The following is a 20,330-nucleotide window of genomic DNA, read 5'->3' on the forward strand; positions in this document are numbered from 1 at the left end:
AATTCAGCCGGTTGAACACCACGATGAGCGGAACAGTCGAGCGGAATAGGCTCGACCGTTCACAGCGTCCTCGCTGTGTTTTTTCAAAGGAACCTCGTCCCGATCGTGATGACCGGAGACGGGGTATCAACTAAATCTGGCGTTGATTTTTGGCACGCTGTTGAGTTCTCAAGGAACGGTCGCTTCCTTTGTACTCACCCTCTCGGGCTTTCCTCCGGGCTTCTCTTCGGTGTTTCCGACTCTATCAGACCGTTTTCCGATCCGATTTCCTCGGTGCTTTCCAGGTTCTCGCTTCCGCGTTTCCCTTTCCGGCGGTCCAAACTCTACCAGGGTTTTTCCGGCCCTCTGAACCATCCGTTTTCGCAGGCATGCGAAAGACGATCCAGGGATAGGATCTGACGAGTTTGGGTGCTGCCACCGGAGGCACGCTGTCGCGCCGCCTCCTCTCGGGCAGGACGACGACTGTACACAAGTCTCGGCGGCAGCGCAAACCCCTGCTGTTGGTGGTCTAGACCACTACCTGGTAGCTTCTCCGCAGAACTGCGACTACAACTGGCATACGCTGCTGCTCAGTGCGCTGTCCGGGACAGCGCAGACGGCGCGTATGCACCCCCACTCCTTGGGAGGCCACCCATGACCACCGTGACGTCCCCGCTCGCCGGACGCGCCATCGGACTGGCCGACGTGCCCGATCCGGTCTTCGCCGGGGCCATGGTCGGCCCGGGCACCGCCATCGACCCCGTGCGCGAGCCCGTCGAGGCCGTCTCCCCCGTGGACGGCGTCATCGTCTCCCTGCATCCGCACGCGTTCGTCGTGGTGGATGACGAGGGGCACGGTGTGCTCGTCCACCTCGGTATCGACACTGTCCAGCTGAACGGCGAGGGCTTCGAGCTTCTTGTGAACAAGGGGGACAGGGTGAAGGGCGGCCAGAGCATCGTGCGCTGGAACCCCGCCGACGTGGAGGCCGCGGGCAAGTCCCCGATCTGCCCGGTCGTGGCCCTCGAGGCGACGGCGGAGTCCCTTTCCGCGGTGGTCGAGAGCGGCCAGGTGCAGCGGGGCGACAACCTCTTCTCCTGGTCCTGACCAGACCTGCCGTCTGACGGCGTACACGTAAACCAACTCGGCGGCGGGGGCCGCCGCACTAGCGGAGACGGTGAGATGGAGACAACGCTGCGGGGCGTCGGCGTCAGCCACGGTGTGGCGATCGGCGAGGTCAGGCACATGGGTACGGCGGTGCTGGAGCCGCCTGCCAAGCAGATCGCGGCCGAGGAGGCGGAGCGCGAGCAGGCTCGCGCGCGCCAGGCCGTGGACGCGGTGGCGGCCGACCTGGTGGCACGCGGCAATCTGGCGGGGGGCGAGGCCCAGGCCGTGCTCGAGGCTCAGTCCCTCATGGCACAGGACCCCGAGCTGATGGCGGACGTGGACCGGCGGATCACCGGCGGCAGCACGGCGGAGCGCGCGGTGTACGACGCGTTCGCCGCGTACCGCGAGCTGCTGACCGCCGCCGGGGAGTACCTGGCCGGCCGGGTGGCCGATCTCGACGACGTGCGCAACCGGATCGTGGCCCGGCTGCTCGGCGTGCCGATGCCGGGTGTGCCGGACAGCGACGAGCCCTATGTCCTGGTGGCCCGGGATCTGGCTCCGGCGGACACCGCGCTGCTCGACCCGGCGCTGGTGCTCGGCTTCGTGACCGAGGAGGGCGGGCCGACCAGCCACAGCGCGATCCTGGCCCGGGCGCTCGGGGTGCCCGCCGTGGTGGCGCTGCCGGGTGCCGTCGACCTGGCCGAGGGCGTACTGGTCGCGGTGGACGGCAGCACGGGTGACGTGTTCGTGAACCCGGGCGAGGAGACGAAGACGCGTCTGGAGGCCGCTGCCGCCGCGCGCGTGGCCGCGCTGTCCTCCGTCAGTGGCCCGGGTGCCACGGCCGACGGGCACATGGTGCCGCTGCTCGCGAACGTCGGCGGTCCGGCGGACGTACCGGCGGCCGTGGAGGCCGGGGCCGAGGGTGTGGGTCTGTTCCGCACCGAGTTCCTGTTCCTGGACGACAGCAAGAACGCGCCGTCCGAGAAGAAGCAGGTCGAGGCGTACCGCCAGGTCCTCGAGGCGTTCCCCGAGGGCCGCGTCGTCGTGCGGGTGCTGGACGCGGGTGCGGACAAGCCGTTGGACTTCCTCACCCCCTCCGACGAGCCCAACCCGGCGCTCGGTGTGCGGGGCCTGCGCACGCTGCTCGACCACCCGGAGATCCTGCGCACGCAGCTGACCGCGCTGGCGAAGGCCGCCGAGGGGCTGCCGGTGCGCCTTGAGGTCATGGCGCCGATGGTGGCGGACCGGGCGGACGCCAAGGCGTTCGCGGACGCCTGCCGTGAGGCGGGGCTGACCGCGAAGTACGGCGCGATGGTGGAGATCCCGTCGGCCGCGCTGCGGGCGCGCTCGATCCTCTCGGAGGTCGAGTTCCTGTCGCTGGGCACGAACGACCTCGCGCAGTACACGTTCGCCGCCGACCGGCAGGTGGGTGCGGTGTCGCGGCTCCAGGACCCGTGGCAGCCCGCGCTGCTCGACCTGGTCGCGCTGTCCGCGGAGGCGGCGAAGGCCGAGGGCAAGAGCTGCGGTGTGTGCGGTGAGGCCGCGTCCGATCCGCTGCTGGCGTGTGTGCTGACGGGTCTGGGTGTCACCTCCCTGTCGATGGGTGCGGCGTCCATTCCTTATGTGCGGGCGACGCTGGCGCAGTACACGCTGGAGCAGTGCGAGCGTGCCGCGGTCGCCGCGCGGGCGACGGACAGTGCCGAGGAGGCGCGCGCTGCGGCGCAGGCCGTGCTGTCCGGCGAGTAGTACGGACCGGTTCTCCGGCGCAGGGGCGTCCCGCCTTCGGGTGGGGCGCCCCTCGGCGTTTCCCGGACATGTTCCTCAGTGCCGGTGGTCGGGGCCCTCCTCTCCGAGGTCGGGGGCCGCGCAGTAGTCGACGCCGGATTCGGGGGCGACGAGGTCGCCGGATTCGGCGTCGGTGCAGTAGGCGTCGAAGACCTCGGCCGCGGTGAGAGGTTCGAGCGCGCCCGCGCGGATGCGCCAGCCGTGGACGCGGTCGGGGCGGCCGGGGGCGGTGGTGCGCATGACGAGGCCGCCGGGGCTGCGGGTGGCGAGGCCGAGGGCGAGGACGCTGGTGAATTCGATGGCCTCGGCCTGGTCGGGTTCGGCGGGGCCGGTGTCCTGCTGCTCGGCGTGGAGCACCGCGACCAGGGTTTCGGGTGGGCCGGAGACGCTGCACACGAGGTGCTGGTCGCCGGGTGGTGCGGCGTCGAGGACGCGGGCGAGGAGTGCGGCGGCGCGGATGAAGGCGGCGCGGCCGATGTCCTCTCCGCAGGTGGGGCAGGGTCCTAGGCGGGTGAGCAGGGTGGTGGCGTACTCCCAGGTGGCCTGGCGGACCGCCGCGTCGACGAGGGTGGGCAGGAGGGTGGTGAGGGGCTGGCCCTCGTAGGCGAGGGTGGGGCCGAGGGTGGCGAGTTCGGCGGTGAAGCGGCCCCGGTTGGCCGGGGTTCCGGGATCGAGGCCGTTGGCGGTGCAGAACTCGGCGTACTCCTCGGGGTCGAAGAGGGCGAGGGTGGTGTGGCTGCCTTGTGCGGTGCGGGACTTGAGGACGGCTTCCAGGTTCTTCAGGTAGGCCGGGTGGTCGTCGAAGGGGAAGCTGTCGTAGCGCCGCATGGTCTGGAAGTCGTGGTCGTCGGTGAGCAGCCCGACGGTGCCGGAGATCTCGCGGTGCAGGGCGCGGCGCTGGGTTCGCTGGTCGGTGTGTGTCATGTGGTGCCCCCGTGATGTTCGGTCGATCAATGCTCACTCACCGTAGCCGGGGGCACTGACAACGGGGGCGGGCGGAGCCGGTCGCGGATCAGGCGGTGTTGGATTCCGCAGGTCAGGGCGATGGTGGTGCCGAGGGCGGTCCAGCCGAGGGGGCCGAGGGTGAGGGCGGCGGTGACGGCGAGGGGGCCGAGGGAGCGCTGTGCGGCCTGGGCGAGGCCGTGGACGCCGAGGTAGGCGCCCTGGGCGTCGTCGGGGGCGAGGGCGACGGAGAGTTCCCAGGAGACGGTGGCGTGCAGCATCTCGGCGAGGGTGAAGAGGGTGGCCGAGGCGATGAGCAGGCAGGTCGCGCGGACGGGGTCGCCGGTGGCGGAGAGGGTCATGGTGAGGCCGCCCGCGGCGAAGACGGCGGAGAGCGGCAGGAGGAGGCGGCGGGATGCCTCGGTGGTGGTGCCGAAGCGGGAGAGCGGGACCTGGAAGGCGACGACCAGCACGCTGTTGAGCACGAGCAGCAGGGGTGCGAGGCCGTGCGGGACGCCGGGGGTGTGGGCGATCCAGAGCGGCAGGCCGATCTTGAAGTAGATGTCGTCCAGGAAGAGGACGGTCTCGGTGCCGACGTAGGCGAGGTAGGTGCGGTCGCGCCAGGGGGTGCGGGGGCGGGTGCGTGGGGTGTCCTTGGCGGTGGCGGCGACGCGGCTGGCGGACGGGGGTTCGGCGCAGGTGAGGGTGAGGAGGGCGACGAGGACGAAGGAGAGCGCGTCGCCGGTGAGGAGCCAGCGGTAGGCGGTGGTGGTGCCGAGGGTGAGGGCGGTGGCCGCGGCGAGGCCGCCGAGGGCCCATCCGGCGTTGGAGGCGGTGCGGTTGATGGCCTGGTAGCGGACGCGGTCGGGTCCGGCGACGCGGGTGGCGTAGAGCTTGGTGAGGATGCTGGCGGCGCGGTCGCCGAGGGCGCCGAGGGCGGAGTAGGCGACGAGCAGGCCGTAGTGGTCGGTGGTGAGGAGTGCGAACGAGGCGAGTGCGCGCAGGAGTTGGAGGCCGACCAGGACGTGGGTGAGCGGGAGCCGGTCGGCGATGCGTCCGCCGAGGGGTGCGCCCGCGATGCCGGCGGCGCCCGCGACCGCGGCGAGGGTGCCGACCTGGGCGGCGGAGAGGTGGGAGACGTAGGTGAAGTACAGGACGGAGACGGAGGCCCACAGGCCGCTGCCGATGCGGTCGAGAAGGGTGACGGCGAGCATCCGGCGTCCGTCGCGGCCTCCCGGTATGCGTGCTCGGTGGTCGGCTGTCCCGGGCTTCGCGGCCACGGTTCCCCCTTGCCTCGATTTCTGTACTGATACATAATCAGCAACGTGGCAACACAATATGAGATCAGCGGTACGACCGCCAAGGGGATTACGCGTTCCGTCGAACAGCGCGTGTCCGAGGGCACGTTGGCGCCGGGGGCGGCGCTGCCTCCGGTGCGGCGGCTCGCGGAGGAGCTGGGGGTGAGCGCGGGCACGGTCGCCACCGCGTACAAGGAGCTGCGGCGGCGCGGGATCGTCGTCACGCTCGGCCGGGGCGGCACGGTCGTGGCGGAGGCTCCCTCGGTGGCGTCCCGTCGGCCGCCCAAGGTGCCCGAGGGGCTGCGGGACCTGGCGGGCGGGCACCCCGATCCGGCACTGCTCCCCGCGCTGGTGCCGCCCTCGCGCCTCTCCCCCGGCGTGCGCTCGCACCGGTCCACGCCGCGGCTGGCGCGGCTGGAGGACGCCGTGCGCACGTGGCTCGGGGCCGACGGGGTGCCGGTGGAGCAGGTGACGTTCGCGCACGGGGCGCTGGACTTCGTCGGCCGGGTGCTCTCCGTCGAGCTGCGGCCGGGGGACGCCGTGGCGATGGAGGACCCCGGCTATCACCATCTGCTGGACCTGGTCGGGGCGTTGGGGCTGCGGTCGGTGCCGGTCGCGGTGGACGACGAGGGGATGCGGCCCGAGGAGCTGCGGGGCGCGCTGCGGGCCGGGGTGCGTGCGGTGGTCCTCAGTCCGCGGGCGCAGAATCCGTTCGGCGGGACCTTCTCCCGGGCGCGCCGGGACGCGCTGGCCGAAGTGCTGCGGGAGGCGCCCGACGTGCTGGTGGTGGAGAACGACCACGCCTCCGAGGTGTCCGGCGTGCCGCTGCGCACGCTGGCCGGGGCGGGGCTCGCCCGGTGGGCGCATGTGCGGACGGTGAGCAAGTTCCTGGGCACCGACCTGCGGTGGGCGGCGGTCGCGTGTGATCCGCTGACGCTGGCCCGGCACGACGGGCGGCTGCTGCTGACCTCGGGCTGGGTCAGTCATCTGCTCCAGGAGACCGTGTACGGCCTGCTGACGGACGAGGGCACGCAGGAGCTGGTGAGCCGCGCGCGTACCGCCTACGCCGGGCGCCGGACGGCTCTCGCGAAGGCGCTGGCCGGACGGGGTGTCCCGGTGCACGGGGCGAGCGGGCTGAATCTGTGGGTGCCGGTGCGCGACGAGTCGGCGGTGGTGAACGGACTGCGCTCGCGCGGCTGGTGGGTGGCGGCCGGGGCGCGCTTCCGGCTGGCGTCGGCGCCGGGGGTGCGGATCACCACGGCGGACCTGGAACCGTCGGAGGCGGACCGGCTGGCCTCGGACTTCGCGGCCGTACTGGACGAGTCCGAGGCCACCTACGGGGGTTGACCGGGGTCAGCCGCGTTTGCGGGCCAGTTCCTCGTAGAAGTGGAGGAGGGTGAGGTCGTCGATGGAGCCGGGGTTGACCGCCTTGTCGAGCGGGGTGCCCTGGAGGAGGCGTTTGACGGGGACCTCGATGCGCTTGCCGGTGAGGGTGTGCGGGACGCCGGGGACCTCGATGATCTCGTCGGGGACGTGCCGGGGCGAGAGCTGTTCGCGGATGGCCTTCTTGACCCGGTCGCGCAGGGCGTCGTCCAGGACGGTGCCGGGAGTGAGGTGCACGAAGAGGGGCATCCAGTAGCCGCCGTCGGGCTGTTCGACGCCGATGACCAGGGATTCCTTGATCTCGGGCAGACGCTCGACGACCTCGTAGATGTCGGCGGAGCCCATGCGGACGCCCTGGCGGTTGAGGGTGGAGTCCGAGCGGCCGTGGATGATCACGGAGCCGCGTGAGGTGAGGGTGATCCAGTCGCCGTGGCGCCAGACGCCGGGATAGGTCTCGAAGTAGCTCTCGCGGTAGCGGCTGCCGTCGGGGTCGTTCCAGAAGCGGATCGGCATGGAGGGCATGGGGTTGGTGACGACGAGTTCGCCGACCTCGTCCACCAGGGGCTTGCCGCTCGCGTCCCAGGACTGGAGGTCGGTGCCGAGGCCGGGCGCCTGGAGTTCGCCGGTGTGGACGGGCAGGGTGGGGACGGCTCCGGCGAAGCAGGAGCAGACGTCGGTGCCGCCGCTGACCGAGGCGATCCACAGGTCGTCGCGGACCTCGTCGTGCAGCCAGCGGAAGCCGTCGGGGGGCAGGGGCGAGCCGGTGGTGGCGACGCACTGGACCGAGGCGAGGTCGTAGTCGCGGGCCGGGTGCACACCGGCCTTGCGGCAGGCCATGACGTAGGCGGCGGAGGTGCCGTAGAGCGTGGTGCGGGTGCGTTCGGCGACGCGCCACTGGGCGCCGGTGTCAGGGAAGCCGGGGCTGCCGTCGTACAGGACGATCGTCGTCCCCGTGAGCAGGCCGGAGACGAGGAAGTTCCACATCATCCAGCCGGTGGAGGTGTACCAGAAGAAACGGTCCTCGGGGCCGAGGTCGCAGTGCAGGCCGAGCTGCTTGAGGTGCTCGACGAGGATGCCGCCCTGGGACTGGACGATGGCCTTGGGCAGGCCGGTGGTGCCGGAGGAGTAGAGCACCCACAGAGGGTGGTCGAAGGGGACCTGTTCGAAGACGGGCTCGGTGTCGTCGGAGGTCAGCGCCGACCAGTCGAGAGCGCCCTCGGGAGCCTCGGTGCCGAGCAGCGGGATGTGGACGACCGCGCGCAGGGTGGGCAGTTCACGGCGCAGTTCGGCGACGGTGTCGCGGCGGTCGTGCTCCTTGCCGCCGTAGCGGTAGCCGTCGACGGTGAACAGGACGACGGGTTCGACCTGCTGGAAGCGGTCCAGGACGCTGCGGGCGCCGAAGTCGGGGGCGCAGGAGGTCCACACCGCGCCGACGGCCGCGGTGGCGAGCAGGGCGACGACGGCCTCGGGGATGTTGGGGAGGTAGCCGCTGACGCGGTCGCCGGGGCGTACGCCGAGGTCGCGGAGGCGGGCGGCGAGGGAGCCGACCTGGCGGCGCAGCGCGGACCAGGTGACCGGGCGGGGCTCCTGGGTCTCGTCGACGCAGAGCAGGGCCGCGTCGTCGGGGCGGTCGGCGGCGGCGCGCAGGGCGTGTTCGGCGTAGTTGAGGGTGGCGCCGGGGAACCACTGGGCGCCGGGCATGGAGCGGTCGCCGAGCACGCGCGCGTAAGGCGTGTCGAAGCGGACGTCGAACCATTCGGTCACGGCCCGCCAGAATGCCTCCGGTTCGGCGACGGACCACTGGTGCAGCGCGAAGTAGCCGCCGTCGGCGGGGGCGCCGTGGTGGTCGGCGGCCCATGCCTGGAACCGGGTGATGCGGGCCCGGTCGATCCGTTCGGGATCGGGCTGCCAGAGCGGCTGGGGGTTCGCGGTGGACATGGGGCGGCTCCCGGGCTGTACGCGTCGTTGCGTCTCCTGCGTCCGCGCCGAGGTGTGTGCGGGACGGCTGACAGGGACGATGCCATGTGATCGACTTCTGCACCAGGGCACGCCCCACACAGTCAGGGCCGGTTATATGTGGTCCGGGCCTGGGTGAACGGCAGTTGAACGGCCCGCGTGGGTGGGGCGCGCAGTGACAGGGTGAGCAGCATGGACGGTCGTGACCTGGTGCGTTCGATGAGTGAGGTCGGTTCGGGGCGAGCGGCCCGGGCGGTGCGGACCTGGCGGGCCGCTTGGCGCAGGCGGCGTGCCGACGCCGTGGGGCTGCCGCCGCGCGGGGCGGAGCGGGCGCGGGTGCCGGGGCAGGTGCGGGAGGCGGTGCCGGAGCCGGGCGGCGGGGTGCTGCGGTTCGAGCGCTCGGAGCTGCGGATCGTGGTGACGGCGGGCGGGGCCGTCTTCTGGGGCTGGGACGGGGCCGGGCCCGAGCCGTCGTACGCGCTGGCCGGGGGCTGTCCCGAGGCAGATCCCCGGGTGGTCCTTGAGCCGGACAAGGACGGCGGCTGGCGGGTGGTGGCCGAGCGGGCGACGGTGACGGTCTCGCGGCACGGGGCGGTGGAGGTGTGCACGCCCGGCGGGGTGGTGCTGCGGCGGGAGCTGCCGCCGCGCTGGTGGGAGCCGGTCGGCGGGGGCATGGCGCGGTGGACGCTGCGGTCGGAGGTGGCGGCGGACGCGCGGTTCTTCGGACTCGGCGGCCGGGCGGCGGGGCCGCGGCTCGGGGACGGCACGTACCGGCTGTGGAACTCGGGGCCGGGGCAGGCGGGCGAGCCGCGTACGGCGATGCCGGTGCAGCTGGTGGTGGCGGACGCGGGGGCGCATCTGGTGTTCCACGACACGACGTGGGACGGCACGGTGATCCTGCGGGAGGGCGAGGAGGGTGCCGGGTCGGGGCACGACCGGGCGGGGCGCTGCGAGATACGGATGGACGGGGGTCCGCTGCGCTGCTGGGTCGTGGTGGGCACGCCCGCGCGCGTGCTGAGCACATGGGCGGCGCTGACCGGTGCGTCCGCGCTGCCGCCCGCGTGGGCGTTGGGCCACCATCATGTGCCGGGCCGGCTGGACGGTGAGGAGGAGCTGCGGCGGCTCGTCGCGGGGTACCGGGAGCGGGACCTGCCGCTGGACGCGGTGCATCTGGCGGCCGGGCGGTACGAGGGCCGCGAGGTGTTCGGCGTGGACGAGGAGCGGTTCCCGAAGCTCGCGGTGGTGGCGGAGGAGCTGGGCCGGGACGGGATACGGCTCGTGCCGGAGACCGGACCCGCGGTGCGGGCGGTGCCGGGTGGGGCGGTGTTCGAGGCGGGGCGCGTGCTGGACGCGTTCGTGCGGGACGGCTCGGGGCGGCCGGTGCGGGGTGAGGCGTGGTGCGGGGAGTCGGTCTTCCCGGACTTCACGCACGCGCGCGTCCGCGCGTGGTGGAGCGGGCTGCACCGGGAGCGGCGCGAGCAGGGGTTCGCGGGTGTGTGGCACACCCTGGACGCGCCGACGGTGCTGAGCGCCTTCGGTGAGCCGACGTTGCCGCGTTCGGCACGGCACGCGCTGGAGGGGCGCGGCGGTGATCACCGGGAGGCGCACAACGTGTACGGCCTCTCCATGGCGTGCGCCGCGTACGAGGGGCTGCGTGAACTGGCGCCCGGGGAGCGGCCCTTCGTGGTGTCCGGGGCCGGGTGGGCCGGTGCGCAGCGCTACGGCGGGGTGTCGGTGGGCAGCCCGGTCGCGGACTGGCCGGGGCTGCGGGCGGCGTTGTCGCAGGTGCTGGGGCTCGGGCTGTGCGGGGTGCCGTACGCGGGGGTCGACGTGGACGGGGGCGACGGGGACATGTCGCCGGAGCTGTATCTGCGGTGGCTGCAACTGGGGGCGTATCTGCCGCTGTTCCGTACGCGCGCGCGGGGGCGTGTGGGGGCCGGGGAGCCGTGGGAGTTCGGTCCGGTGGTGCTGGAGCACGTGCGCGGGGCGCTGGCGGAGCGGCGGCGGCTGGCGCCGTACTTCGTGACGCTGGCGCAGCTGGCGCGGCGGACCGGGGCGCCGTACGCGCGGCCGGTGTGGTGGGGGTCGCCGGAGGACCGGGCGCTGCGGGACTGCGCGGACGCGTTCCTGCTCGGGGACGCGCTGCTGGTGGCGCCGGTGCTGGCGCCGGGTGCGGACCGGCGGGCGGTGCGGCTGCCGCGCGGGCGCTGGTACGACACGGCGACGGAGCAGGTGTACGAGGGCCCGGCGCAGGTGTTGGTGGACGCGCCGCTGTCGCGGACACCGGTGCTCGCGCGCGCGGGTGCGGTGCTGCCGGTGCGGGGCGCGGACGGCGGGACGGGGCTGGAGGTGTGGGCGCCCGCCGAGGGGCGCACGGGCGGCGGACTCGTGGTGCGGGACGCGGGTGACGGGTGGGCGGAGCCCGCGATCGAGCGGTACGCGGTGCGCCGTCAGGGTGCGGAGGTGGTCGTCACCCTGGAGGGGGAGGACGGCTCGGCGGAACCGTCCTGCCCGGTGCGGATACGGGGGCTGGGGTGAGGCAGGTGCGGGGGCTGGGGTGAGCCGGGCGGGTCAGATGTAGCGGCCCTCGAACCAGGCTCGCGCGGCCAGGGTGTGCAGCGGGAAGGCGAGTTCGTCGGGGGTGCGCAGCAGGTGCCAGCCCTCGGTCTCGTCGGTCGCGGCGGAGACGGGGAGTCCTTCCACGGGGCGTTCCGGCAGGAGCCCGAAGAGGAGGAGGTGGCCGTCGGGTGCGCTCATGGCGTCCATGAGCCGCACGTCCCGGGCCTCCGCCTCGATGCCGGTCTCCTCCCTCAGCTCGCGGACGAGGGCGTGCCGCCAGTCCTCGCGGTCGTCGACGTAGCCGCCGGGCAGGGCGATGCCGCCGCGCTCGGGGCCGACGGTGCGGGTGATGACGACCAGGGCGGTGCCCTGGGTGTCGTAGACGGGCTGGAGCGCGACGGCCACGGGCAGCGGGTTGCGGTAGGCGACGGTGCCGCAGGCCGGGCAGGTGCGCGGCCAGCCGGTGATGCCCTCCCCGTAGGGGGCTCCGCAGCTCGAACAGTGCGATCCGGGCGCGGAGTTGACAGATGAGTGCTGGGTTTCGGACACGCGCGGACTGTATCCGATCGGGTTTCGCGTGCCGTCAGCCGGTGACGGTGCGGCGGTGTTCGGCGGCCTGCTCCATGGCGTGCCGTACGACCCCGATGAGGACCTCCTTGACCGACTCGCGGTCGCGGGCGTCGGTCAGCAGCAACGGCACATCGGGATCGAGGTCGAGAGCCTGGCGGACCGTCTCGGCCGGGTAGCGGTCGGCGCCCTCGAAGCAGTTGACGGCGATGACGAAGGGGATCGCGCGCCGCTCGAAGTAGTCGACGGCGGCGAAGCAGTCCTCCAGGCGGCGGGTGTCGGCCAGGACGACGGCGCCGAGCGCGCCCTCGGACAGCTCGTCCCACATGAACCAGAACCGCTCCTGGCCCGGCGTGCCGAACAGGTAGAGCACGAGGTCGGCGCGCAGGGTGATGCGGCCGAAGTCCATGGCCACCGTGGTGGTGTGCTTGCCCTCGATCCCGCTGAGGTCGTCCACGGGACGGCCCGCCTCGGTGAGCAGTTCCTCGGTGCGCAGCGGGCGTATCTCGCTGACCGCGCCGACCAGGGTGGTCTTGCCGACGCCGAAGCCGCCCGCCACCAGGATCTTGAGCGTGACGGGCTCGACCGGGGGCTTGGCGCGTTCAGGTCGTCGGAGGACCATCGGTCTCTTCTCCTGCTCGGTGGTGGTCGGCGGGCGGCGGGCCGTAGCCGCCGCCACCGGGGGTTTCGATGACGAGGACGTCGCCGGGTCCGACCTCGGCCGAGCCGCTGCCGCCCAGGTCGGTCACGGTGCCGTCGGCGTGCTCCACCCGGTTGGCGCCGAGCGCGCCGGGGGCGCCGCCCGCCATGCCGTAGGGCGGGACGCGGCGGTGCTGGGAGAGCGTGGAGACGGTCATGGGCTCCAGGAAGCGGATCCGGCGCACCACGCCGTCCCCGCCGCGCTCCCGGCCCGCGCCGCCGCTCCCCCGCCGTACGGAGAACTCCTCCAGGCGGACGGGCAGCCGCCATTCCAGGATCTCGGGGTCGGTGAGGCGCGAGTTGGTCATGTGGGTCTGTACGGCGTCGGCGCCCGGGTAGCCGGGTCCGGCGCCGGAGCCCGAGGCGATCGTCTCGTAGTACTGGTGGCGTTCGTTGCCGAAGGTGACGTTGTTCATGGTGCCCGAGCCCTCGGCCTGGCCGCCGAGCGCGGCGTAGAGGGCGCCGGTGAGGGCCTGGGAGGTCTCGACGTTCCCGGCGACGACGGCCGCGGGCGGCTCGGGCGCGAGCATCGAGCCGGGCGGTACGACGATGTCCAGGGGGCGCAGACAGCCGTCGTTGAGCGGGATGTCGTCCGCGACCAGGGTGCGGAAGACGTAGAGGACGGCGGCGTGCACGACCGAGGTGGGGGCGTTGAAGTTGGTGCCGAGCTGGGGCGAGGTGCCGGTGAAGTCGATGGTGGCCCGGCGCCCGGCGCGGTCCACGCGCACGCGCACGCGGATGACCGCGCCGGAGTCGGTCTCGTAGGCGTACTCACCGTCGTCCAGGGCGTCGATGACGCGGCGGACCGCTTCCTCGGCGTTGTCCTGGACGTGCCGCATGTACGCCTGGACGACGTCGAGCCCGAACTCCTCGATCATGCGGCGGACTTCGTCGACGCCCTTCTGGTTGGCGGCGATCTGGGCGCGCAGGTCGGCGAGGTTGGTGCGGACGTTGCGGCTGGGGTACGGCGCCTCGGTGAGCAGACGCCGGGTCTCCTCCTCGCGCAGGCGGCCGTTCTCGGTGAGCGGCCAGCTGTCGAAGAGGACGCCTTCCTCGTCGATGGTGCGGCTGTGGGCGGGCATGGAGCCGGGGGCGATGCCGCCGATCTCGGCGTGGTGGCCGCGTGAGGCGACGTAGAAGAGGACGGTGGGCTCACCCTGCGTGGCGGCCTGGCCGTCGGTGCCGAAGACCGGGGTGATCACGGTGACGTCGGGCAGATGGGTGCCGCCGTGGTACGGGTCGTTGACGGCGTAGGTGTCGCCCGGGCGCATGGCGGGGCCACGGCGGCGGACGACCTCCTTGACGGCGGTGCCCATGGAGCCCAGGTGGACGGGGATGTGGGGAGCGTTGGCCACCAGGTTGCCGTCGGGGTCGAACAGGGCGCAGGAGAAGTCCAGGCGTTCCTTGATGTTGACGGACTGGGCCGTCGATTCGAGCCGGGCGCCCATCTGTTCCGCGATCGACATGAAGAGGTTGTTGAAGACCTCCAGCAGCACCGGATCGACTTCCGTGTCCGGTCGGGAACTCTGTGTGACGGCCGTCCGTTCCATGACCAGATGTCCGTCGTCGTTCGCCGCGGCCCGCCAGCCGTCGTCGACCACGGTGGTGGACCCGGCCTCGGTGATGACCGCGGGGCCGGTGACGGTCTCGCCGGGAGGAAGGGCCTCGCGGCGGTGCAGAGGTACGTCGCGCCAGGTGCCGCCGGTGTGGAGGCGGGCGGTGCCGGGTGCGGCCAGGTGGCCTTCGTAGGGAGCGAGGGCGGAGAGATCGGGGGGCGGGGTGAGGCCGGTGGCTTCGACGGAGAGGGATTCGACGACGACGGGGCGGTCCAAGGTGAAGGAGTACGTGGCGCGATGACGTTCCTCGAAGGCGTGCCGCATCGTGTCCGGGTCGGTCAGCTCGACGGTCAGGGCGGTGTCGGTGCCGTCGTAGCGCAGCTGGGCGCGGCGGACCGTTTCCACGCGGTCGTCCGGGACGTGCTCGGCGCGCAGTTCGGCGCGGGCTGCTTCCTCCAACTCGTCCGCTGTCCGCAAGACTTCGGGCATCGCGTCGTCCGTCAGGGGCGTCTCGACGGACTGTTCGCGCATGGCCGTGGTGTCGGCGAGTCCGATGCCGAGGGCGGAGAGCAGGCCCGCCATGGGCGGCACGAGGACGGTGCGGATGCCGAGGGCGTCGGCGACCCGGCAGGCGTGCTGGCCGCCCGCGCCGCCGAAGGTGGTCAGCGCGTAGCGGGTGACGTCGTGGCCCTGCTGGACGGAGATCCGCTTGACGGCGTTGGCGATGTTCGCGACGGCGATCCGCAGATAGCCCTCGGCCACGTCCTCCGGGGTGCGGTCGTCGCCGGTGCGCTCGCGGATCTCGGCGGCGAGTGCGGTGAAGCGGTCACGCACGAGGTCCGCGTCCAGCCGCTGGTCGCCGTCGGGGCCGAAGACGGCCGGGAAGTGGGCGGGCTGGATGCGGCCCAGCATCACGTTCGCGTCGGTGACGGTGAGGGGGCCGCCCGCGCGGTAGCAGGCGGGGCCGGGTTCGGCGCCGGCCGAGTCGGGGCCGACGCGGTAGCGGGAGCCGTCGAAGTGCAGCACGGAGCCGCCGCCCGCCGCGACGGTGTGGATGTCGAGCATGGGGGCGCGCAGCCGGACGCCCGCGATCCGGGTGGTGAGGACGCGTTCGTACTCCCCCGCGTAGTGCGAGACGTCGGTGGAGGTGCCGCCCATGTCGAAGCCGATGACGCGGTCGAACCCGGCGAGGCGCGACATCCGCGCCATGCCGACGATGCCGCCTGCCGGGCCGGAGAGGATCGCGTCCTTGCCCCGGAACCGGTGCGCCTCGGTGAGGCCGCCGTTGGACTGCATGAACATCAGCCGTACGTCGCGCAGTTCGTCCGCGACCTGGCGGACGTAGCGGTGCAGCACGGGCGAGAGGTAGGCGTCGACCACGGCGGTGTCGCCGCGCGGGACGAGCTTCATGAGCGGGCTGACCTCGCTGGACAGCGAGATCTGCGGGAAGCCGATCCGCTCGGCGAGTTCACCGACGGCCCGCTCGTGGGCGGGGTGCAGATGGCTGTGGAGGCAGACGACGGCGACCGCGCGGATGCCGTCGTCGTGGGCGCGGCGCAGCTCCCGTTCGAGCGCGTCCAGGTCGGGCGCGCGCAGCGCGGTGCCGTCGGCGGCGATCCGCTCGTCCACCTCAAGGACGCGCGCGTGAAGCTGCTCGGGCAGCTCGATGCGGCGGGCGAAGATGCGGGGGCGGTCCTGGTAGGCGATGCGCAGGGCGTCGCGGAAGCCGCGCGTGATCACCAGGAGGGTGCGTTCGCCCTTGCGTTCCAGCAGGGCGTTGGTGGCCACGGTGGTGCCCATGCGCACGGAGTCGACGGGCCCCGGACGGTCGCCGAGCAGCTCACGGACCCCGGCGACGGCCGCGTCGGCGTACCGCGCCGGGTTGTCCGAGAGCAGTTTGCGGGTGATCAGGGTGCCGTCGGGGCGCCGCGCCACGATGTCGGTGAAGGTGCCGCCCCGGTCGATCCAGAACTGCCAGCCTGCCATGTCACCACCCCGCTTCCGCGCCGGTCACAGTGCCCGGAGGCCGTCGATCACGTCGCGCAGGATACCTTCGTCCGGCAGTTCCGCCGGGGGTACCGGACGCGTCACATGGACGAATCGCGCGTGCACGAGGTCGCCGATGAACACGCGGACCACGCCGACGGGCAGGTCGAGCCCGGCGGCGAGTTCGGCGACCGACTGCGGGGTGTCGCGGCAGAGCCCGACGATCTCCACGTGCTCGGGGGCCAGTTCCGGGTCCGCCTCCGGGTCGGGCGCGTCGGGTTCCGGCACGACGAGCGCGATCAGGTCGAGGAACTGCTGGGTGCCGCTCGTGGTGCGACCGCGTGTCATGGCGTACGGGCGGACGACGGGACCGGCCTCGTCGTCGAACCAGTGACGGCCTCCCTGGCCCTTGCGGCTCATGCTCTACGACTACCCGCCCGCGCGCGGGGTGCTGCTCAGGTGGACGCCGACCCGCTTGACGAGCAGCGTCATCTCGTAGGCGACCTGGCCCACGTCGGAGTCGGAGTCGGCGAGGACGGCGAGGCAGCTGCCGTCGCCCGCGGCGGTGACGAACAGGAATGCCTCGTCCAGTTCGACCACGGTCTGGCGGACGCTGCCCGCGTCGAAGTGGCGGCCGACGCCCTTGGCGAGGCTGTGGAAGCCGGAGGCCACGGCGGCCAGGTGTTCGCTGTCCTCCCGGGTGAGGTCCTTGGACACGCCGGTGGCGAGGCCGTCGCCGGAGAGCACGACGGCCTTGCGGATGCTGGCGACGCGGTCGACGAGTTCGTCCAGGAGCCAGCTCAGCTCCTTCTTCACGGTCTCCGAGTGGCCGATCGTCTTCGGTGCGGTCATCGACCGTCTCCCTTGGTCGTTCCTGGTGCTGTGCCGTGGCGGGCCTCGTCGCCCGCCGCGTTCTCCTCGCGGCCGCGCTGCCAGCCGCGCTGCAGCGCGGCCATGCGGGTGCGGACCTCGTCGGCGTCCCGCGGGGGTGGCTCCGCCGGTTGCGTGATCGTCTTCCGGCGGGGGTCCTGCTTCAACTGCGGTGCCAGGCTGGCCTGGCGGACCCGCCTGGGGAGGGGGCTGGTCGATCCCGCACCCCAGGCGGGGGTGTCCTCGGTGCGTGGGGTGCTCTCGCGGGCCCCGGTGTCCTCGGGGGCGGCCGTGGTGGGGCGGGGGCGTCGGGGGAGGTCCTGCGACGGGGAGGTCCAGGGGGTCACGGGCCGGGGTGACTCGGGGGTGTCGGCCTGGCCCGGCGGGGTGGTGGGGCCGTCGACGCCGGTGGGGTCACTGAGCCCGGAGGTGTCCCGGGACCAGGCCGAGCCGGTGGCGGGGGCGGGGCCGAGGACGTCCGTGGGGTCGGGGAAGCCGGTCGGGTCGGCGGGGCGGGTGGGGTCGGTCGAGCGGGCCGGTCCGGTGGAGCGGGGCGGGTCGCCGGGGCGCGTCGGGTCGGCGGGGGTCGGGAGGTCCCAGGGGTCGGTGAAGCCCGTCCGGCCCGTGAAGGGGCTGGAGTCGGCGGGGTACGTCGGGCCGTCGGGGCCGAGCACTCCCATCGGGTCGGGGAAGCCGGTCGGCGCGACGGGGCCGGACAGGCCCGCCGGGCCACGGAAGGCGTCGGAGCCGAAGGGCTCGGTGCCGCCGGAGAAGACGGAGGGGTCGGCAGGGTCGGCGGGGCCGACCTGGCCGGGCGAGCCCGCGCGGTCCGAGAGACGAGCCGAGCCGTCCGGGTCCGTCAGGTCCGTACGACGTGAGGCGTCGGCCGAGCCGTCCCGGTCCATGCGCCCTGAAGGGTCGGCCGAGCCACGCGCGTTGGGCAGGCCCGAGCGACCGGCGAAGTCCGCCGGATCGGCCCCGTCCGTGCGGCGGGACGGGCCGGTCGGGCGCGAGGAACCGGACGCGTCGGCCGTGTCCGTCGTACCCGGTGCGCCGTCCTCCTCGGTGTCCCGGGGCTTGCGGTGGCGGGTCGGGAGCGGGGGCGGGGTGCGTGAGGGCAGCGCGGGTTCGGGGTCCGGGTCCGGGGTGGGGACGTACCCCCGGGGCCGGAAGATGGCGCCGCGTTCGGTCTCGGTGTCCTGGAGCGCGCCGGGGAAGTCGTCGGGGTCGGACGGCTCGGCGGGAGGTGCGGGGAGCGGGGGCGCCGGGCTCTTCGTCAGGCGGGCCGGGTCCAGGCGGATACCGAGGCCGTTGGTACCCGGGTCGTCGTCGCTGAGGAGGGCGTCGGGGATGAAGACGACGGCCGTGGTGCCGCCGTAGGGCGAGGGCTGGAGGGAGACGCGGACCTTCTGGCGGCGGGCGAGGCGGCTGACGACGAACAGGCCGAGCCGGTCGGTGTCGGAGAGTTCGAACTCGGGGGTCTCGGCGAGCCGGAGGTTGGCGTCCAGGAGCGTGTCGGCGGTCATGCCGAGGCCCCGGTCGTGGATCTCCAGGGTGAAGCCGTTGCCGACCCGTTCACCGACGACCTGGACGGCGGTGTGCGGCGGGGAGAACACGGTGGCGTTCTCCAGGAGTTCGGCCACGAGGTGGGTGAGGTCGGAGACCGCGGGCCCGGTGACGGCGATGCTGGGCAGCCGCCGTACCTCGATGCGCTCGTAGTCCTCGACCTCCGCGATGGCGGCGCGTACGACGTCCATCAGGCGGATGGGGCGGCGCCACTGCCGGGAGGGCACCGCGCCGGAGAGGATCACCAGGCCCTCGGCGTGCCGCCGCATACGGGTGGTGAGGTGGTCCAGGCGGAAGAGGTCCGCGAGTTCGGCGGTGTCCTCGGTGCGGCGCTCCATGGTGTCGAGCAGGGTGAGCTGCTTGTGGAGCAGCACCTGGCTGCGGCGGGCGAGGTTGACGAAGACCTCGGAGACACCGGCGCGCAGCTCGGCCTGCTTGACGGCGGCCTCGACGGCGGCGCGCTGGAGGGTGTTGAGGGCCTGGCCGACCTCGCCGATCTCGTTCTTGTCGTACTCCCGCCGGGGCACCTCGCTCTCCACGTCGACCTGTTCGCCGGTGGTGAGGCGGCGCATCAGGTTGGGCAGCCGGGTGCCGGACGCCTCGTGGGCCTCGCGGCTGAGCTGCCGCAGGTCGCGGATGAGGCGGCGGCCGACGCGTACGGAGAGCACGAGGGAGACGAGGACGGCGACGAGACCGAGGACACCGACCACGGCGGCCTGGACGATGACGCCGACGGCGAGGGGCCGCACCCGGTCGCGGAAGCGGTCGTTCGCCTGCTGGTCCAGCTTGCCGAGTTCGTAGAGGACCCCGCTCGCGGCGGCCTTCCAGCCGGTGGCGGTGACGCCGCGCGGGGTGCCCGAGTCGGTGGCGACGACGTTGCGTTCGGCCACGCGCAGCGGGGCGGTGGCGGCGTTGCGCCAGAAGTGCTCGTAGCGCTCGCGTTCGGCGGCGGGCAGCAGCGGGAGGCTGATGTCGTAGAGCAGGTCGCGCTGGGCGACGAGGTCGGAGATCTGCCGGGTCTCGGTGCGGGTGAGGCGGCCGACGACCAGCGAGGAGGCGAGCAGGGCGTCCTCGCGGGAGAGGAGTTCGCGGGCGCGGGTGGTGTTGACGAGGGCGGCGGCCTGCTTGTCCATCTCCACGTCGTCGATGCCGTCGACGGCGACGATCAGGGCGTAGCAGGGGTCGACGAGGCGGTTGTAGAGGTCCAGGGCCTCGGCGCGGGTGACGGTGCGTTCCTCCACACCGCGCCGCAGGGACTCCAGGCCGCCGAGGGCGTCCAGGACGGCGGTGAGGCGTTCGCCGTCCTCGCCGCGTACGGCCGCGCGGGTGTCGCGGGCGCGGGCGCCCGCGCGCAGCCGGGCGACGGCCTTGTCGGTGTCGGTGCGGGCGCGGTGGAGCGAGGTGAGGGCGTCGGCGGCGCGCGGGTCGGCGAGGTAGATCAGGCTCTCGCGGCGTTCGCTCTGCAGCAGGCGGACGGTGGCCTCGGTGGGGTGGCCGACGGCCTCGACGGTGCGGGAGACGCGCAGCATCCGCGTGACGTCGCGCCCCGTCAGCACCGTGGCGAAGCCCCAGACGGCGGTCAGGGACACCAGGGGCACGAGAAGGAGCGCCACGATCTTCCGGCGGATCGACTTCCCGCGAAAGCGCATGGCCTCCCCCAGCTCGGCCCGCGCCGGGCGCGGGAGTGTGGATGTCCCGACTCGGAACGGCGCGAGCCTACTACCGCCCCACGCGTAACTCGAAGACGCGTCTGAAGCGTGAACTCCCTTGTGAACAAAGGAAGATGGCGAGTTGTCAGGGCATTGCGGGAGATTGCCGCCGCACCGGGGCACGACCCTGGGCGCCGGGGCCGGAATCGGACGGAGGGCGGTTGGCCGAAATTTTTCCCGGACCGGGAATCTTCGCGCCCTCCCGTGCGTCCTTGTCCATGGGGAACGCACGGGGAGTCGACGGGGATCCGGGGACGGAATCGGCCACAGGAGCCGCGTCCCGCGTCCCGGCGGCGTAAATCAGCGCAAGCCGGGCAGCCACTGGGGAGTCGGAGCTTTCGGGTTCCGGGGCGAGCGGTGTGTCGGCGGTG

General features: G+C 73.1%; 13 protein-coding genes. 4 read left to right on the forward strand and 9 right to left on the reverse strand.

What is annotated here, in order from left to right; translation table 11 throughout:
- Window positions 1–633 precede the first annotated feature (633 nt).
- Complete coding sequence (locus B079_RS0126700; RefSeq protein ID WP_018548916.1) at window positions 634–1,083, forward strand: PTS sugar transporter subunit IIA; 450 nt, start codon at window positions 634–636, stop codon at window positions 1,081–1,083.
- Window positions 1,084–1,158: 75 nt separating this feature from the next.
- Window positions 1,159–2,829, forward strand: coding sequence for a phosphoenolpyruvate--protein phosphotransferase (gene ptsP / locus B079_RS0126705; protein WP_018548917.1), 1,671 nt, complete (start codon window positions 1,159–1,161; stop codon window positions 2,827–2,829).
- Window positions 2,830–2,904: 75 nt separating this feature from the next.
- Here ptsP and B079_RS0126710 read toward each other — a convergent pair whose 3' ends face one another.
- Both B079_RS0126710 and B079_RS0126715 read right to left on the reverse strand, forming a co-directional pair.
- Complete coding sequence (locus B079_RS0126710; RefSeq protein WP_018548918.1) at window positions 2,905–3,792, reverse strand: hypothetical protein; 888 nt, start codon at window positions 3,790–3,792, stop codon at window positions 2,905–2,907.
- 26 nt (window positions 3,793–3,818) lie between these two features.
- Window positions 3,819–5,024, reverse strand: coding sequence for an MFS transporter (locus tag B079_RS0126715; RefSeq protein ID WP_018548919.1), 1,206 nt, complete (start codon window positions 5,022–5,024; stop codon window positions 3,819–3,821).
- Between the two features lie 111 nt (window positions 5,025–5,135).
- Between B079_RS0126715 and B079_RS0126720 the strand changes: the two genes are divergently transcribed.
- The gene (locus B079_RS0126720; RefSeq protein ID WP_037802138.1) at window positions 5,136–6,455 is read left to right on the forward strand and encodes an aminotransferase class I/II-fold pyridoxal phosphate-dependent enzyme; all 1,320 of its coding nucleotides are present in this window, start codon (window positions 5,136–5,138) and stop codon (window positions 6,453–6,455) included.
- 6 nt (window positions 6,456–6,461) lie between these two features.
- Here B079_RS0126720 and B079_RS0126725 read toward each other — a convergent pair whose 3' ends face one another.
- Complete coding sequence (locus B079_RS0126725) at window positions 6,462–8,429, reverse strand: acetoacetate--CoA ligase (RefSeq protein ID WP_018548921.1); 1,968 nt, start codon at window positions 8,427–8,429, stop codon at window positions 6,462–6,464.
- A 210-nt stretch (window positions 8,430–8,639) separates the two neighbouring features.
- On the opposite strand from B079_RS0126725, the gene B079_RS0126730 reads away from it, so the two are divergent.
- Complete coding sequence (locus B079_RS0126730; RefSeq protein ID WP_026249113.1) at window positions 8,640–10,985, forward strand: TIM-barrel domain-containing protein; 2,346 nt, start codon at window positions 8,640–8,642, stop codon at window positions 10,983–10,985.
- Window positions 10,986–11,018: 33 nt separating this feature from the next.
- Here the strand turns inward: B079_RS0126730 and B079_RS0126735 are convergent, their stop codons facing one another.
- From B079_RS0126735 to B079_RS0126760, 6 genes are read right to left on the reverse strand one after another with little or no spacing between them, the layout of a single operon-like run.
- Window positions 11,019–11,555 (reverse strand): NUDIX domain-containing protein, encoded by a 537-nt coding sequence (locus B079_RS0126735; protein WP_018548923.1) that lies wholly within the window; start codon window positions 11,553–11,555, stop codon window positions 11,019–11,021.
- Between the two features lie 34 nt (window positions 11,556–11,589).
- The gene (locus tag B079_RS0126740) at window positions 11,590–12,195 is read right to left on the reverse strand and encodes a GTP-binding protein (protein ID WP_018548924.1); all 606 of its coding nucleotides are present in this window, start codon (window positions 12,193–12,195) and stop codon (window positions 11,590–11,592) included.
- Window positions 12,176–15,814, reverse strand: a complete 3,639-nt coding sequence (locus tag B079_RS0126745) for a hydantoinase B/oxoprolinase family protein (RefSeq protein ID WP_018548925.1) — start codon at window positions 15,812–15,814, stop codon at window positions 12,176–12,178. The genes B079_RS0126740 and B079_RS0126745 overlap by 20 nt, the downstream gene beginning before the upstream one ends.
- A 24-nt stretch (window positions 15,815–15,838) precedes the next feature.
- Entirely contained in the window at window positions 15,839–16,234 is a 396-nt protein-coding gene (locus tag B079_RS0126750; protein ID WP_018548926.1) for a DUF742 domain-containing protein, read from the reverse strand.
- A 9-nt stretch (window positions 16,235–16,243) separates the two neighbouring features.
- The gene (locus B079_RS0126755; protein ID WP_018548927.1) at window positions 16,244–16,666 is read right to left on the reverse strand and encodes a roadblock/LC7 domain-containing protein; all 423 of its coding nucleotides are present in this window, start codon (window positions 16,664–16,666) and stop codon (window positions 16,244–16,246) included.
- On the reverse strand, window positions 16,663–19,899 hold the full coding sequence (locus B079_RS0126760) for a nitrate- and nitrite sensing domain-containing protein (RefSeq protein WP_018548928.1): 3,237 nt from the start codon (window positions 19,897–19,899) through the stop codon (window positions 16,663–16,665). The genes B079_RS0126755 and B079_RS0126760 overlap by 4 nt, the downstream gene beginning before the upstream one ends.
- Window positions 19,900–20,330: the final 431 nt, after the last annotated feature.

It is taken from the genome of Streptomyces sp. LaPpAH-108, from assembly GCF_000373625.1.
Taxonomy (GTDB): domain Bacteria; phylum Actinomycetota; class Actinomycetes; order Streptomycetales; family Streptomycetaceae; genus Streptomyces.